This window comes from Niabella yanshanensis (assembly GCF_034424215.1).
Lineage (GTDB): Bacteria > Bacteroidota > Bacteroidia > Chitinophagales > Chitinophagaceae > Niabella > Niabella yanshanensis.
Window position 1 is genome coordinate 670460 of the sequence record NZ_CP139960.1, and the last position, 14494, is coordinate 684953.

The window sequence follows — 14494 nt, forward strand, 5'->3', positions numbered from 1 at the left end:
AACTATTTTAAAGGTCCACTAAATATTTCAAAAAATGATGAGATCAGGTATTATAACTATGATTGCTGTAGTATTAATGATGCCTTTGACAGGCTATACACAATCGAAGGGAGGCAACTCCAATATTTACAAATCGGTACTTTGGGAACAGGGCAAAGGCAAATATAAAAATTACCGGATCCCTGCAGTAATAGCTACTAAAAAAGGAACCGTGCTCGCATTTTGTGAAGCCAGGGAGGCCGGAGACACCGGCGATATCGACCTTTTGGTAAAACGCTCAAAGGATAATGGTAAAACATGGAGCGAAGAATCAGTAGTATGGAATGATGAGCAAAATACCTGCGGTAATCCATGTCCGGTTGTTGATATGGAAACAGGTCGTATCTGGCTGGTGACTTCCTGGAATGATGGTAAGGATCATGAAACAGCTATTGTTAATAAAACATCCAGATCCCCCCGTTTACCTTTTATATGCTATTCTGATGATGATGGCTTAAGCTGGTCAAAACCTGTTAGCATGGGAGCGGCAACCAGAGATACTTCCTGGGGCTGGTATGCAACCGGGCCTGGTATTGGTATACAGGTTAAAAACGGTGCCTACAAAGGAAGGTTAGTTATTCCTGCTAATCATAGCTACAACGATCCTGACGGTAAGATCAGGAAAGGACCTTATGGATATGGTGCTCATGTTTTGTATTCAGATGATCATGGTGCCAGCTGGAAAAAAAGCGAGTCTATAAAACCGGGATGTAACGAAAGCCAGGTAACCGAACTTGCAGATGGTACGCTGATGATGAATATGCGTTCTTATAACGAAAAGTTTTCAAGAGCGGTTAGCACCAGTAAAGACGGTGGCGCCACCTGGAGTGCTATAGGTCATGATTACCAGCTTACCGAATCCATCTGCCAGGCAAGTATCCTTAACTTTGGACAGGTGCAGGGAAAACCGGCCTATCTCTTTCTTAATCCCGCAGTGTCTGTCGGCAGGACGCATATGACTTTAAAAACCAGTTTCGATAATTGCCGGAGCTGGTCCAACAGTAAATTAGTTTACGCAGGCCCTTGCGGTTATTCCAGCTTGACCAGGCTGCCCAATGGCAGGGTAGGCATTTTTATTGAAGCCGGTAAGAAGAAATCTTACGAGAAAATGATCTTTGTTTCCTTCCCCGCTGAGACCCTGTTTACCGCAGGCGCTATGCTGCAGGAAAATGATATTTAAACTAATCTATCTGCAATTTACTATAATTTATGCTCCGTCTATTGGTTGTAGTTCTAATATTAGTCATAAAAACCTCATTGGCGCAACAACCTGTTGAGTCTGTTGTTTGGCCACAGGCAACACCGGGCGACGCCATTAAAGAGCATTTTGTATATGGATTAACGGTAGCCGCAGATGGTACCCTGTTGGCTTTTTCAGAAGGCAGGTTGAGCCCGGGCGATGCAAGTCCCCATCATATCGTATTAAAACGAAGCGCCGATAATGGCAAAAGCTGGCAGGCTTCCGCAATAGTGGTAAAAAGTAACGGCACCAGTTGTTATGCCAACCCAACACCGGTTGTAGATCAAAAGGGAACCATCCATTTGTTGTATGCAGAGAATTTCCGTAACGATTCTTCCGTATTGTATCATATAACCAGCAAGGATAACGGTACTACCTGGTCTGAACCAACCGTCTTAACTCGCTTATTTGACAGCGACTCTCAAAAAAGAGCTTTTCATCTGCCCGGCCCGGGTCACGGAATCCGGTTAAAAAATGGCCGCCTGCTGGTTCAGGTGTGGCATAGGCACAGTATCACCTATCCGCAAATTCAAAGAAACTATGGTGTATCCACTTTGTATAGCGATGATAATGGCCGAAGCTGGCAGAATAGTGGCTATGTACCCCTGTCAGATAGCTTGCAGGGAAATGAAAGTCGCCTGGTTACTTTGAGCAACGCTGATGTTTTGATGGACGCCAGGCCCAGCGGTGTTGCCAGGCAACAAAAAAGATTGATATCCGTAAGCAGGGACAGCGGTAAAACCTGGAGCCCGTTCTCCGAAAGTTCCAAAGTAGCTTTCACCGCGGTTGATATGGGGCTCAATACAATCCAGTACGGGAATAGCCGTTACCTGCTTTCCAGTTATCCATTGGGACCGGGCAGGCAAAACCTGGTATTACAGGCCAGCCGTGACCAGGGTAGCAGCTGGTATCAGCCAAAGTTAATTGCTAAAGGCAAGGTAAACTACTCAGATATAGCGGTTTTAAAAGATGGATCCATATTGGTTTTATATGGCAGGGGAACTCCGAAAGAAGTGGTAGCCTGCAGGTTATCTAAAGATTGGATAAGAACGCATTTGTTGGAGGTAGAAAGATAAAAAATGATATCTGCAAGCTCAGGTAATGTATCATTTCTTTTTGTCCTACATATTCATAAATAATTTTACTTTCGTTTTATTAAAAATTTTCAATATTTCGTATGGCTAATGGAAACCTCAGTAACGACATTCAAAGAATAGAGTCGGCAACAATGGCCGATATGGTGGAACTACGATTAAGAGAATTTTTAAAGAAAAAAGCTTTCAAGCCCGGGGATGCGCTTCCCAAAGAGCTGGAACTGGCTGAGGCACTGGATGTAAGCCGCAATGTAGTTAGAGAAGCGCTAAGCCGACTGCGGATGTTAGGGATGATCGAATCGAAGAAAAAAAGAGGAACCATTTTGGCCGAGCCCGATATTATGAACGGGTTTGAAAGAGTTATGGACCCTTTGTTACTGGATCAGAAAACCTTGCAGGACTTGTTTGAATTAAGACTGGTATTAGAGATGGGTTTGGCCGATCTTTTATTTGCACGGATCACCAGCAAAGGCATCGAAGAATTGGAAAAAATAGTAGAAAAAGAAGTAAATAAAATTCAGCAACCTTTCCGGTTGAAATTTGAAATTGACTTTCATAGCAAGCTATACCAGATGACCGGAAATGAAACTTTTTTCCGTTTTCAAAATATACTGTTACCTGTATTTGAATATGTGGTTAAGGAAGAACAAAAATTAACCGGTAAAGCCAAGGTTGGCAAAGTAACGCATCGTGATCTTTTGGAGTTGATCAAAAAAGGTAAACCGGAAGATTTCAGAAAGGGGATGAAAGAACACCTGGCTCCGCATTATGAAAGGGTCAATAAAAGAATAATGTTATAACACTCCAATTCGGTTAAAACCCGTGCGCATGGTAGTCATGTTCTACTGATCCATTGGCATAAAGTTTTAATATCGTATAACCTGGCGGTGTCTGTTTAAACCAACCCGGTCCTGCAGATTCATCACCTCCCGGTTCCCACCAATGACCGCTTACAGCGCCGGAGCTGCAGTAGGTTACTTTATTATAAATGGTTTCGTCCAGCAAGTGGTTATGCCCGCTAAGAAACAGTCTTACCTTATCCTTATGTTGATAAAACAGGTCTTTTAGCTTACGGAAATCACTATGTCCGCCACCCAGTAACTGAACAGTGGCGCTTAAAACAGGGTAATGCGACATCAGGGCCACATAATGACCAGCAGGTATCAATGCCAGTTCTTTTTCCAACCATTGCATCTGTTCTTCATCAAGCATAATGCCCTTATGATTACCATCCAGTATAATGAAATGCCAGTTGCCCCTTTGTACCCTGAAGTACCGGTGAGGCATATTTAATCTTTTACCCACGTAAGGCTTGCCATACATTTCGTCTTCCTGGTTGGGTGCCTTCCACCAGGGATCATGATTACCTATACAGGAGTAGATTTCATATTTTTTGTCAAGACTGCTCCAGCATTCATCCCAGATATTCCATAACTGGTGCACTCGGTCTCGTACTACGCTATTGTAGGAGGCGTCGTATATAGAGTCACCACCATTCAGGAAAAAATCAGGTTTATGTTTTTTTACGATCTGTCTCAGGCTGCTTTTAAAACGATTGGGTGCATCGTAATCGGGCCGAATATGTACATCTGTTATATGGGCAACAGTCCATAGTTTTTTTGAGTTGCCGGCTGCTTCAAGAGCATGTAAAGTGTTATTGCCGAGCGTAAGGCCACCGGCAACCATGGCCAGCGATTTTAGTGCATCCCGTCTTTCCATAATCAATACATTTGGTTACACGAATATACTTGTTTCTATAAACAGAGCTTGCAAGACCTGATCAAAGGGGTGCAATTCAAATTTTCGCTTATGCTATAGTTCCTTTTGTAGATCCTTTTGAGCCTGTCGGGAAATCTCCAGAGCGATCGTATCAATTCCTCTTTGTTTGAAACAGAATATATCACTGCTACGCAGCTCAGATAACTGAGGAGTTATTATGGCAGCCATTAATACGATGCCGCTATGCGGCAATGATCACAATAATAAAAGCAGCATAGCTGCGATATATCAGTAAAACAATAATCACAAAGGGGGTGGAGCTGCATCGCAGCTATATATTAATGATTCATGCATCCGCCCGGGGAAATCTCTACTATTTCCGAGACGCCTGCCCGTCCGGTCAGGCGGGCGTACCAGCACGGGCGGGCACTTCGGACGGCATGACTTTAGCGAAAATTTGAAATACACCTGATCAAAGAATAAAACAGCTAACTAAAAATTAATGATGATATGTTCCGAATATTTTTGAGAATAAAATGTACCTTCCTTGTGACACCGGCAATATATGGCTTAGGCGCACAATATTTTTTTACTTTAATGAAATCAAACAATGGATAATCTTCCGGCTAAAAAGACCAACGATCACCTCGCTAATGAACGAACTTTTCTCGCCTGGATAAGGACGGCGATCGGCATTATGGGTTTTGGATTTGTGGTGGTTAAGTTCTCGCTATTTGTGAAGCAGGTTTCTATAATGTTGGGCAGGGAAACCGCGATACAGCAAAAAGGTTATTCAGCCATTATCGGTGTTATATTGGTTGCCGTTGGTGCATTGACTTCATTGCTGGCTTTTATTAATTACAAAAAGGTGAAACGGCAGATCGAAACAGACACATATCATAGTTCACCTGCCTTAATCACGGGTATTACTTTTGGAATTATTCTCGTCAGCATGTTGCTTATATGGTATTTGATAAAGAGTGTTTAATACAAAAGGCCTTATCGATTTATTGCTATAAAATATAAAGGTACCCCCTTTAAGCATCTTTTTATAAGCCAATTAACCGTGAAAAGCTTTTTTTCACCCGATTCTTAATTTAGTTTTAAAATACCGTTTATCGTTTGTTTTAAGGCTTTATACTGAATTATTTAGCTTATTTTTGCCGGCTCTAGAATGGAACATTATTTTGAATTGCCCCTGAAATACAGGGAAGAAGATCGGATGCTGAAGGGAAGACTGGTAACTTTTGCTTATTCCTATAAGTTCTATATTATAATAGACGGGAAAGAACTGGTTTTTGAAAGAGATGATGAGCATAATTTCCGGGTTGTAGCAACAGAATCTCACCATGAAAACATGATAGACCGGGAATTGCTGGCGCATATTATTGAAGCGCTCGAACGACGGGCAGCCTGATTTTTCTGCAGCATTCGCAATGATTGGTCTACTGGCGTCATCGACCCCCAACGAAAAAGCTTTACCTGAATGGATGCTGCAAAATTCCATCGAAAAATTATTCATATCGACATGGATGCATTTTATGCATCTGTAGAACAAAGAGACTTTCCTGACTACAAGGGGAAACCACTGGTGGTGGGCGGTTTGCCTGAGGGGCGAGGCGGCGTAGTAGCTACAGCCAGTTATGAGGCCAGGAAGTTTGGGATACGATCAGCCATGCCGTCTAAAACGGCCCAACGTCTTTGTCCCCAGGCTATTTTTGTATTTCCCCGTTTTGATGCTTATAAGGCCGTTTCCAGCCATATCAGGGAAATTTTTCACCGTTATACTGACATTATCGAACCCTTATCTTTAGACGAAGCTTATCTTGACGTTACAAGCGACAAGCAAAATATTGGTTCCGCCCTCGACATTGCCAAACTGATCAAGCAAGCCATCAAAAGTGAGTTAGAACTGACTGCATCGGCAGGCATTTCGATTAATAAATTTGTGGCGAAAATTGCTTCTGATATGAACAAGCCGGATGGCCTAACCTTTATTGGCCCTTCGCGCGTTGAGCAATTTATGGAAGGCCTGGCAGTTGAAAAGTTTTATGGTGTGGGAAAAGTAACAGCTACGCGTATGAAAGCAATGGGATTGCATACCGGAGCAGATCTGAAAAAGCTGTCAGAAACAGAGATGATACAATATTTTGGCAAGCCGGGTAAATTTTATTACCAGATTGTCCGGGGTATCGACAACCGGGAGGTACAGCCGCAGCGCGAAACAAAGTCTGTAAGTGTAGAAGATACTTACCAGGAAGACCTCACCACCAGGGAAACCATGGCTCCGGAGTTGAGCATATTAACAGAAAGACTGGCCAAACGGCTACAGCGCTCTGGTTTGAAAGGCAAAACCGTAACAGTAAAATTTAAATTTCACGACTTTACATTGATCACCCGGAGCCTTTCAGCAAACAGTTTTATTAACGAAACAGAAGACATACAACAGGCCGTTATTACTATCCTGAACAATGCACCTATTGAAGGTAAAAGGATACGGCTATTGGGTGTAGGCCTCTCCAATTTTGAAAAAAATAAAGGCAGTGAAGATGAGATACAGCTAAAACTGTTTTAGGTAATGGTAACGGGTGCTGAAAGAGGTTCCGGCTCCTCATAGGGTTTGAAGTAAACAATAAACTCACTACCTTTTCCCAACTGGCTTTTTACCACAATACGCCCCCCGTTTTCATCAATAAATTGTTTGATCAGGAGTAACCCTAAACCCGTTCCTGCTTCTTCATTGGTTCCTGTTTGCGATATTATCCGGCCAGAAGCCTGGAACAATTTCTCCAGCTTTTTTTCTGTCATGCCCGTACCGGTATCGCAAATGTGAATGGCGGTATAATCCTGCCCAAAACTATATTTCACTTCAATCAAACCATTATCCGGAGTAAACTTGATGGCATTGCTGATGATATTTTGCAAAATGATCTGTACATGAGTGGGGGAAGCCGTAACAAATACCTCCTTATCGCATTGATGTTTTAGTACCTGCTTTTTTTGCCCGGCAGCAGCATTATATAATGAGAAAATTTTCTCTGTGGTTGCTGTAAGATCCACTTTTTCTGGTTGGGCATTGACGCCGGCCTGCAAACTTACTGCCCAAACAAGCAGGTTATTGATCAATTCAGAAACACTGATCACGTGCCGGTGAAAGTTTTCAAAAATAAAGTCTCTGTCTGCTTCTTCCAATACGCCCGACCGCAATAGTTCCATAGCCTGTATCACCGAAGTGAAAGGGCTGCGCAGATCGTGGCCAATCACCGATAAAATACGGTCTTTAACTGCGTTGATGGAAAGCAGCTTTTCTTTCTGCCGGGTAATTTCTTCATTACGCTCCTGCAACACACGGTTTAGCACTCTTTTATGACCAATATTTTGCTTCAAAAGGAGCAACATTGCTACTAATACCATCGAAAACAGCGAACCCAATACAATAACGAGCCGGTTCTTTTTTATCACCTGCTTATTCACCTCAATTTCTGTTTCGAGCTCCGCATTTTCACTTTTTTTCTCCTGCAGATGCAGGTAATTGATATTGTTATCCTTTTTTTCATTCAACAGGCTATCACGGTACGAACGGGCAATTTCCTTATAATGATAACCTTCTTTATAATTACCTAAAGCTGCGTAGCATTTTGAAAGAATATGAGCCGACCGTTCAATATCCCACTTGACATTTAATTTTCGGGCTAAATGGAAGCTTTGTTCGCCATTATTTAACGCAGCTTCATACCGCTTTAACTCATAAAGTGTTTGCGCCTTGCCGGAATAGGCAAAACTTTTTTCCCAGTCATCCTGGTAGTCTTTAAAATGTAGCGCAGAATCATAGAATACTAAAGCCTGTGCATAATTCTTTGCATTGTAGTTTAATTCTCCAATCCTGTTCAGCGACATTTGGGTGAGATGACCGTTTTTATTTTTAAGGGCCAGCCAAAGTGCCATACGCAGGTTCCCGAAGGCGCTATCAAATTTTTGAAGGTCGCCCTGGCAAAGCCCTATATTAAAATAGTTGGCAGCCATGCGTAAACTGTCCTTCGACCGCATGTTAATGATCAACGCCTTTTTAAATTCCTCAATAGCATCTTCAAACCTGTCTTGTCCCAGGTAAACCAATCCCCGCATGTTTACAGCATTAGCCAGGCCGGTAGGGTAGCTGATGTTCTTAATAATGGCTAACGACGAATCGGTATGAATCAATGATTCGAAGAACGAGCCCTTAATGTAATAAGCCTTGGCCAGGTTATTATGAGCTTTCGCAGTTTCTGTAGCTATTCCTGATTGTTTTGCTATCAATAAAGCCTGGTTGCATAAAAGTATAGCGCTGTCAGGATTTTTATAAAAGTATCCTTCAGCAAGCTTATTGACCGAGACTACCTTACCCGAGTCAGCAGGTTCACCCACCGGCTCTCCCCAGGCAGGCAATGCAATAACGAATGTAAGCAGTACAAAAAATATAGACAAGTAGTATTTGAACATGTAGAGAAGCAGTTGTTGAGAAGGAAAGAAGAAGTTATAGTGATCATGACTTCCGGTCATTCTATTTTATCAACGATAAAAACCAGTAATGCAAAAGAGGATGTCATAGCCTGTTATTGAAATTAATTACGCCGGTCTGGTAACCACCGGTTCTCATTATCAGTTTAATTTTGACACTTTGTAACAAAAATAGGTATATATAAGCTTAAGACCTTAATATATAAAGGGTAATTTGCAGAGTCCGGAAACAGTAATTAATATAACCGAGCCTGAACAGGAAGTAAACTATTGATCGCATTTCCCCGGGCTTAATTGATGCGATTGGGTTCCACATGCACCAATACATTGCCCAAATTGGGAATCTGATTTGTAAGGTAGTCTTTTAGCTGGTGAGCAATATCGTGCCCTTCCCGTACAGAGATGGCTCCGTTTACGATAGCATGAAGATCCACATGGTATCTCATTCCCGACTTACGAACAAAACATTTCTCAGTAGCCATAACTCCATCCACCTGCAGCGATTTTGCTCTTATTTCATCAACAAGGTCGTCGTAAACATGTTCATCCATAATTTCTCCCAGCGCCGGCCTGACTATATGGTAACAGTTGTATAAAATAAATGCTGATGCTGCGAGCGCCGCCCAGTCATCGGCTGTTTCATAACCTTTGCCCATTACCAGTGAAATGGTTATACCTATAAATGCGGTAATGGAAGTAATCGCATCGCTACGGTGATGCCATGCATCCGCCTTCAGCGATGAGCTATTGGTTTGCCTGCTTTTCCGGATAACGATCTGGTAAGAAATTTCTTTCCAGAGTATGATACCACCCAGTACGAATAAGGTCCAGGGTTCGGGCAACTCGTGAGGTGTATTAATATTCTGAATGCTTTCGTAAGCTATTATGGTAGCAGAAACTACTAGAAAAGCCACTACCAGGAAAGTGATCAGCGGTTCAATACGTCCATGTCCGTAGGGATGGTTCTCATCAGCGGGTCTTTTAGCATATTTGAGTCCAAGCAATACCAATACCGATGAAAATATGTCAGTTGTAGACTCAATTGCATCGGCAATCAGCGCATACGAATTGCCAAAAAAACCAGCAATGCCTTTTACTAATGCAAGAAGAGTATTTCCAGCAATACTAAAGTAAATGGTCTTTATAGCAGATTGCTCATTACTCATTTCAACAATATTTTGCGACGATAGAAGGATTACGGATAAACGGGCATGCAAGATAGGGCTTTGTGCAGTTAAAACCCTCAATAAGTAAATAACAGTTCTCCCATTAATTCCTTTTCGTTTTATGAAAAAGGAATTGTTTTTTTGCAGGAAACAATATAAAGTGAAGCTGGAATATTACCCCCACAATTTAAAATTCAGACACCCCTTTACTATTTCGAAGGGTACCAAAACTCATCAGCCCACATTAATAGTAATGTTAGAGCATTTTGGCATCCGGGGGTATGGGGAGGCGCCCGCCATCACTTATTATGATATCACCGTTGAAAAAATGATGGAGGACTTACAAGCCAAACATACCCTTATCGAAAGGTTTGCGTTTACCGAGCCCGACCGTTACTGGCATTTCCTGCATCATCTGTTACCTAAAAACCCATTTTTGGTGTGTGCGCTGGATATGGCCGCCTGGGATATTTTTGGAAAGATGTCGCGGAAACCTTTGTATCAGCTTTGGAAAGGAAATATTACCAAAAGCCCGTTAACCGATTATACTATCGGTATAGATACCATAGAGAAAATGACGGACAAACTGAAAGAACGTCCCTGGCCCATATATAAAATAAAAGTGGGTACGGCCGATGATATTGGTATTGTAAAGGCACTCCGCAACCAAACTGATGCAGTATTAAGAGTAGACGCCAATGCCGGCTGGGACCTGGAAACGGCCCTGCAACTGATCCCTCAGTTAAAAGATTTAGGGGTAGAACTGGTTGAACAGCCCCTGGCAAAGGATAACTGGGAGGGTATGAAAGTACTGTTTGAGCAATCAACACTACCGTTGATCGCCGACGAAAGCTGCGTGGCTGAGACGGACGTAGCGAAATGCGAAGGACATTTTCACGGGGTGAATATTAAACTCACCAAATGCAGTGGTATCACGCCGGCATTGCGAATGATACCCGATGCCCGTAAACGCAATTTAAAGGTAATGCTGGGATGCATGAATGAAAGTTCTGTTGGTTCTGCAGCCATGGCACATCTGGCGCCGTTGGTAGATTACCTGGATATGGATGGTCCGTTACTGCTGGGAGAAGATGTAGCTACAGGTATTGATTATGACAACGGAAAGATTATCTACAACGGGCTACCGGGTTTGGGTATAGGTTATAAAGGTTCCTTCAATAAATAAACAGATGGTTTCTTTTGTAGCCGGTTGAACATTAGCCAAGGGTTATTTTTTCTTGGAAGCTTTAGCCCTGGGATTATAATCCAGGCAAAGCCTGATCCAGTATGTAAGAGCTTTTGCGGTTTGCAATACTTCCGGTTCCACATAGCAATAACCCGGCAATTCCTTGCCTCTCATGATCATGGGCTGATAACCCGGCGCTTCAGCCAATAGGGTATTGAGCGCAGGATCATAACGGCACATGAGCCGGTTGCCGGCAACATTTACACACATTTTGCCATTTACCATAAAAGCCAGCCCGCTAAACATGGTCTTTTCTTCTACCACTATATCGGACTTTTGTTGCAGGTATTGCCTTACACGGTCGGCCAGGCGGGTATCGTATGCCATAAGTGATGATTGAGATAGCTAAAGTATGCAATTTAAGAATTAGAGATGAGCGATAGCAGACAGATATTGAACTTTACCGCAAAGACGCAAAGTCGCGAAGAAGGCAAATTATCGAAGTTCCTTGCGTCCCTGCGCCTTCGCGGTTAAAAAATTCATTTAGCTATCTTTACGCTACCCAACGGGGTACGTTCTACCTAACCCGCGAATCAGTATTTTTACCCATCGTTATGGATCAACGGGAAATCAATCGACAAAAAAACAGCCGTCTGTCGCTGGCGCTTATTGCATTAAACACATTACTGGTATTATGCCTGGTTGTAACGGGCAACCTTTCGGAAGATGAGTCAGCATTGAACCTATTGCTGGCCGGCATTATGGCTACGTTGCTGCTGGGTATTTTCGCCTTTAGCTATAAGGGCAAAGCCTACCGGTTCGGTAAGTGGTTGTTCGGTATTATACTATTGATTACGCTCGGCTACGGTGCTTTGATCTGGTATGCATTTCAGCTGGGTAAAGCTTTTCAGCATTAAAGAACAGCCATGAAGCTCAACGGCGTTAATAAATTATTTATAGCTATAGCCATTGGTTTAACAGGCCTGCATGTATACCGGGTGCTTCATTACCGGGCCTGGGATCGTTATTATTACTTTACCAATATCTGCACACCGACCGGTCATCCTGCTTATGTACGCGATGCTTACTTTATAACGGCAAATGGAGAGGGGCTTAGCACGATCCGCTACGATGAATCTAATCATTTTCAAACCAGCTGGAAGGAATTTTATTTTTTCCCCGAAACCCACGAAAAGGAGCGTTTACCCCAAAAACTGGTAGTAAAGTATGTGAGCTACCGCGAGAGAAAATTTTACAGGGACACCATCAGTCTGCCGGTTGATACAATAAAGTGGCTGACAGATCAGATACTAATGGAAAGAAAAGCCACGGATATTTACTACCGGGGCAGGGACGTGCAGGGAGTCACTTTTTTAGTAGGGATTGCCAATAATGGTAATATTTTGGTATGGTTGAAAGGAGAGGGTGTAGAACACTTGGTGATACGAACCCGAATAAAGCCTATCAGACCTGGTAAAGATGATACCTATTACGATGGCCAAACCATGACAACAGATGCTTATATAAAACTACATTTTAGGGGGTTGGATGATAGCCTCAAGGCCAGGATATATACAGGATGGCAAGCCGAAGCGAATTATAAAGATAGTTTATGATAAGGTAGTTGAAGGGCAGTCTGTAGATATCGTCCAAGGGATACCAGGATTATATCTATACGTAGTATTCAGCGCCGACACCTCACTCCGCACAGCCATTATCTGTTTAACCTTCCACCTTCTCCAGGTCACTTACTATTACATCTCGCCGTCCGTTGGCACAATTAGACAAAACAATGAACAATATAGTTCCCAGGTATTTAGTTTCTTCGTTTTAACAATAAATTATTGCTTCTAAAGCTTCAATGCATTGTTTGCTGAATGAAATATTGTACTACAGCTTAGAGAAGACGACGAATTGCCCCGGTAAATAGGAAGTTTATTCAAAACTACACCTGTACGTTACAAGTTATATCAGTCGAATCAATGAAATGACCAGTTATTATATCGTTGATGATATATGCTGGAATAATATAGTAATGGGAGAGAGCCCGCCCATTTTGCTAAAACGATTTAGTTATATTTTAAACACAAGACAACGCCAGTATGAAATTTGTACAAAAAAGTGCTTGCTTTATCGCCCTGTTTTTATTAGGAATAGGTCTTCTTTCTTCCTGCAAAGACAAGGATATCGTTTCAGGCCATCATGATCCGGGTAAGCCCACCGTATTCTCTGATTTTTCTCCTAAAGAAGGGGCCATCCGAACCCGTCTGTATATCAGCGGTGAAAATTTTGGTGATGATGTTTCCAAAATACGCGTATTTATTGGCGAGCGGGAGTTGAAAGTGATTGGTTCTACTGGTAAGCAGATTTATTGTTGGGTACCTGGTCAGACTACTACAGGCAAAGTAAGAGTAGTAATAGATGGCACAACACCTGTAGAGCACACTTTTGCAGAAGATTTCAATTATGTGATCAGTACCAACGTAGGTACACTCGTGGGAAAAGTGGATGAGAATAACAACTCCGGTATTATCGATGGCCCTTTTGAAATAGCGGGCTTTACCTATTCAGGCTATGTTACTTACGAACCTGGTAGTAACAGCGTTTTTGTAACTGAGATTGACCGCGCAGTAAGAAGAATAGATTTAGCAGGTCAGATGGTATCTACTTTAATTACCAATGGACAAGCCAGTTTTAATAAATTGCAAACAACTACTTTAAGTAGTGATACTGACACTTTATACCTGGTGGATGATAACGGCAACAGGAGCACTCCCAATAAAGTGGCGATAGCCTATTCATTGCGCTCAGAGAACTACCGCAGAGTGCATCCTATTATTTATGACGTGGGCGCTTTTGGTGTGGCACAGCATCCCGTAGACCGCGGCCTGTTTTACACGGTAACCAACGGCACACCTGTAAAAAAAGGTGTACCTAACGCAGAAACAGGTGAACTAATTCCAAAAGAACTGTTCCGGATTGGCGGAAACACTAATGGTACATTAATCTTCTTTCATCCCACCGGTAATTACGCCTACATTATGGTACAGAGTCGTATCTATAAAAGTATGTACAACTGGGAGAAAGAGGAACTGGAACCAGCCATCATTTTTGCAGGCGGTGAAATTGGTGATCTAGATGCGATAGGCACCTCTGCGCGCATCTACCGTGCCTACCAGGGAGTGTTTGTAAAAAACCCTGATTACGAAGGACAGCCTGATGAATATGATTTTTATTTCTGCGACCAGCATAATCATAGTATTCGCACACTGGCGCCTAATGGTATGGTCACCACATTTGCAGGTAAGGGAAGCCCTACCCCGGATGGAGAAAAAAGAGGTTATATCGATGGAAACCCCAGACTGGAAGCCCGTTTCGGCGAACCCACCGGCATTGACTACGACCCCGTACGCAAAATCTTTTACATAGCGGAGCGCTATAATAAACGCATACGTACGATAACCATAGAATAATAATACCTAACCATATCATTTTTTAACTGATTGCTGTGGGACAACAAAGCATAGCGCCTCCTGGTGCTGCATGTTCAGGC

14 protein-coding genes are annotated in these 14494 nt (G+C 42.6%); 10 read left to right on the forward strand and 4 right to left on the reverse strand.

Going from position 1 to position 14494, the window contains the following annotated elements:
• Positions 1–34: 34 nt before the first annotated feature.
• The 3 genes from U0035_RS02380 (at position 35) to U0035_RS02390 (ending at position 3173) form a co-directional block, all read left to right on the forward strand.
• Positions 35–1219, forward strand: a complete 1185-nt coding sequence (locus U0035_RS02380; RefSeq protein ID WP_114792576.1) for a sialidase family protein — start codon at positions 35–37, stop codon at positions 1217–1219.
• Positions 1220–1248: 29 nt separating this feature from the next.
• The gene (locus tag U0035_RS02385) at positions 1249–2355 is read left to right on the forward strand and encodes a sialidase family protein (protein ID WP_114792577.1); all 1107 of its coding nucleotides are present in this window, start codon (positions 1249–1251) and stop codon (positions 2353–2355) included.
• A 101-nt stretch (positions 2356–2456) separates the two neighbouring features.
• Positions 2457–3173: a FadR/GntR family transcriptional regulator gene (locus U0035_RS02390; protein ID WP_114792578.1), complete on the forward strand. Its 717-nt coding sequence runs from the start codon at positions 2457–2459 to the stop codon at positions 3171–3173.
• Between the two features lie 13 nt (positions 3174–3186).
• On the opposite strand, the gene U0035_RS02395 is transcribed toward U0035_RS02390, so the two are convergent.
• Complete coding sequence (locus tag U0035_RS02395; protein ID WP_114792579.1) at positions 3187–4092, reverse strand: metallophosphoesterase family protein; 906 nt, start codon at positions 4090–4092, stop codon at positions 3187–3189.
• Between the two features lie 610 nt (positions 4093–4702).
• Between U0035_RS02395 and U0035_RS02400 the strand changes: the two genes are divergently transcribed.
• The 3 genes from U0035_RS02400 to dinB all read left to right on the forward strand — a co-directional run bounded on the left by U0035_RS02400 (position 4703) and on the right by dinB (position 6667).
• Positions 4703–5080, forward strand: coding sequence for a YidH family protein (locus U0035_RS02400; protein WP_114792580.1), 378 nt, complete (start codon positions 4703–4705; stop codon positions 5078–5080).
• 186 nt (positions 5081–5266) lie between these two features.
• Entirely contained in the window at positions 5267–5509 is a 243-nt protein-coding gene (locus U0035_RS02405) for a hypothetical protein (protein WP_114792581.1), read from the forward strand.
• A gap of 69 nt (positions 5510–5578) precedes the next feature.
• Entirely contained in the window at positions 5579–6667 is a 1089-nt protein-coding gene (gene dinB / locus U0035_RS02410) for a DNA polymerase IV (protein WP_114792582.1), read from the forward strand.
• Here dinB and U0035_RS02415 read toward each other — a convergent pair.
• The gene (locus tag U0035_RS02415) at positions 6664–8631 is read right to left on the reverse strand and encodes a tetratricopeptide repeat-containing sensor histidine kinase (protein WP_114792583.1); all 1968 of its coding nucleotides are present in this window, start codon (positions 8629–8631) and stop codon (positions 6664–6666) included. The genes dinB and U0035_RS02415 overlap by 4 nt on opposite strands.
• Before the next feature lie 248 nt (positions 8632–8879).
• Positions 8880–9755, reverse strand: a complete 876-nt coding sequence (locus U0035_RS02420; RefSeq protein WP_114792584.1) for a cation diffusion facilitator family transporter — start codon at positions 9753–9755, stop codon at positions 8880–8882.
• A gap of 121 nt (positions 9756–9876) precedes the next feature.
• Between U0035_RS02420 and U0035_RS02425 the strand changes: the two genes are divergently transcribed.
• A complete protein-coding gene (locus tag U0035_RS02425) occupies positions 9877–10941 on the forward strand; it encodes a dipeptide epimerase (RefSeq protein WP_245957815.1) in 1065 nt (354 codons plus the stop codon).
• A gap of 42 nt (positions 10942–10983) precedes the next feature.
• Here U0035_RS02425 and U0035_RS02430 read toward each other — a convergent pair whose 3' ends face one another.
• Positions 10984–11328 (reverse strand): TfoX/Sxy family protein, encoded by a 345-nt coding sequence (locus U0035_RS02430; protein WP_114792585.1) that lies wholly within the window; start codon positions 11326–11328, stop codon positions 10984–10986.
• Between the two features lie 227 nt (positions 11329–11555).
• Between U0035_RS02430 and U0035_RS02435 the strand changes: the two genes are divergently transcribed.
• The 3 genes from U0035_RS02435 to U0035_RS02445 all read left to right on the forward strand — a co-directional run bounded on the left by U0035_RS02435 (position 11556) and on the right by U0035_RS02445 (position 14414).
• Entirely contained in the window at positions 11556–11858 is a 303-nt protein-coding gene (locus U0035_RS02435) for a hypothetical protein (protein ID WP_114792586.1), read from the forward strand.
• Positions 11859–11867: 9 nt separating this feature from the next.
• Positions 11868–12557, forward strand: coding sequence for a DUF2931 family protein (locus U0035_RS02440; RefSeq protein ID WP_114792587.1), 690 nt, complete (start codon positions 11868–11870; stop codon positions 12555–12557).
• A gap of 486 nt (positions 12558–13043) precedes the next feature.
• On the forward strand, positions 13044–14414 hold the full coding sequence (locus tag U0035_RS02445; protein WP_114792588.1) for an IPT/TIG domain-containing protein: 1371 nt from the start codon (positions 13044–13046) through the stop codon (positions 14412–14414).
• The last annotated feature ends 80 nt before the right edge of the window (positions 14415–14494 follow it).

Excerpts from the sequence above, each read along its gene's own strand:
- U0035_RS02380 (WP_114792576.1), top strand. The coding sequence starts at position 35 with ATGATGAGATCAGGTATTATAACTATGATTGCTGTAGTATTAATGATG.
- U0035_RS02385 (WP_114792577.1), top strand. The coding sequence starts at position 1,249 with ATGCTCCGTCTATTGGTTGTAGTTCTAATATTAGTCATAAAAACCTCA.
- U0035_RS02390 (WP_114792578.1), top strand. The coding sequence starts at position 2,457 with ATGGCTAATGGAAACCTCAGTAACGACATTCAAAGAATAGAGTCGGCA.
- U0035_RS02395 (WP_114792579.1), bottom strand. The coding sequence starts at position 4,092 with ATGGAAAGACGGGATGCACTAAAATCGCTGGCCATGGTTGCCGGTGGC.
- U0035_RS02400 (WP_114792580.1), top strand. The coding sequence starts at position 4,703 with ATGGATAATCTTCCGGCTAAAAAGACCAACGATCACCTCGCTAATGAA.
- U0035_RS02405 (WP_114792581.1), top strand. The coding sequence starts at position 5,267 with ATGGAACATTATTTTGAATTGCCCCTGAAATACAGGGAAGAAGATCGG.
- dinB (WP_114792582.1), top strand. The coding sequence starts at position 5,579 with ATGGATGCTGCAAAATTCCATCGAAAAATTATTCATATCGACATGGAT.
- U0035_RS02415 (WP_114792583.1), bottom strand. The coding sequence starts at position 8,631 with ATGACCGGAAGTCATGATCACTATAACTTCTTCTTTCCTTCTCAACAA.
- U0035_RS02420 (WP_114792584.1), bottom strand. The coding sequence starts at position 9,755 with ATGAGTAATGAGCAATCTGCTATAAAGACCATTTACTTTAGTATTGCT.
- U0035_RS02425 (WP_245957815.1), top strand. The coding sequence starts at position 9,877 with ATGAAAAAGGAATTGTTTTTTTGCAGGAAACAATATAAAGTGAAGCTG.
- U0035_RS02430 (WP_114792585.1), bottom strand. The coding sequence starts at position 11,328 with ATGGCATACGATACCCGCCTGGCCGACCGTGTAAGGCAATACCTGCAA.
- U0035_RS02435 (WP_114792586.1), top strand. The coding sequence starts at position 11,556 with ATGGATCAACGGGAAATCAATCGACAAAAAAACAGCCGTCTGTCGCTG.
- U0035_RS02440 (WP_114792587.1), top strand. The coding sequence starts at position 11,868 with ATGAAGCTCAACGGCGTTAATAAATTATTTATAGCTATAGCCATTGGT.
- U0035_RS02445 (WP_114792588.1), top strand. The coding sequence starts at position 13,044 with ATGAAATTTGTACAAAAAAGTGCTTGCTTTATCGCCCTGTTTTTATTA.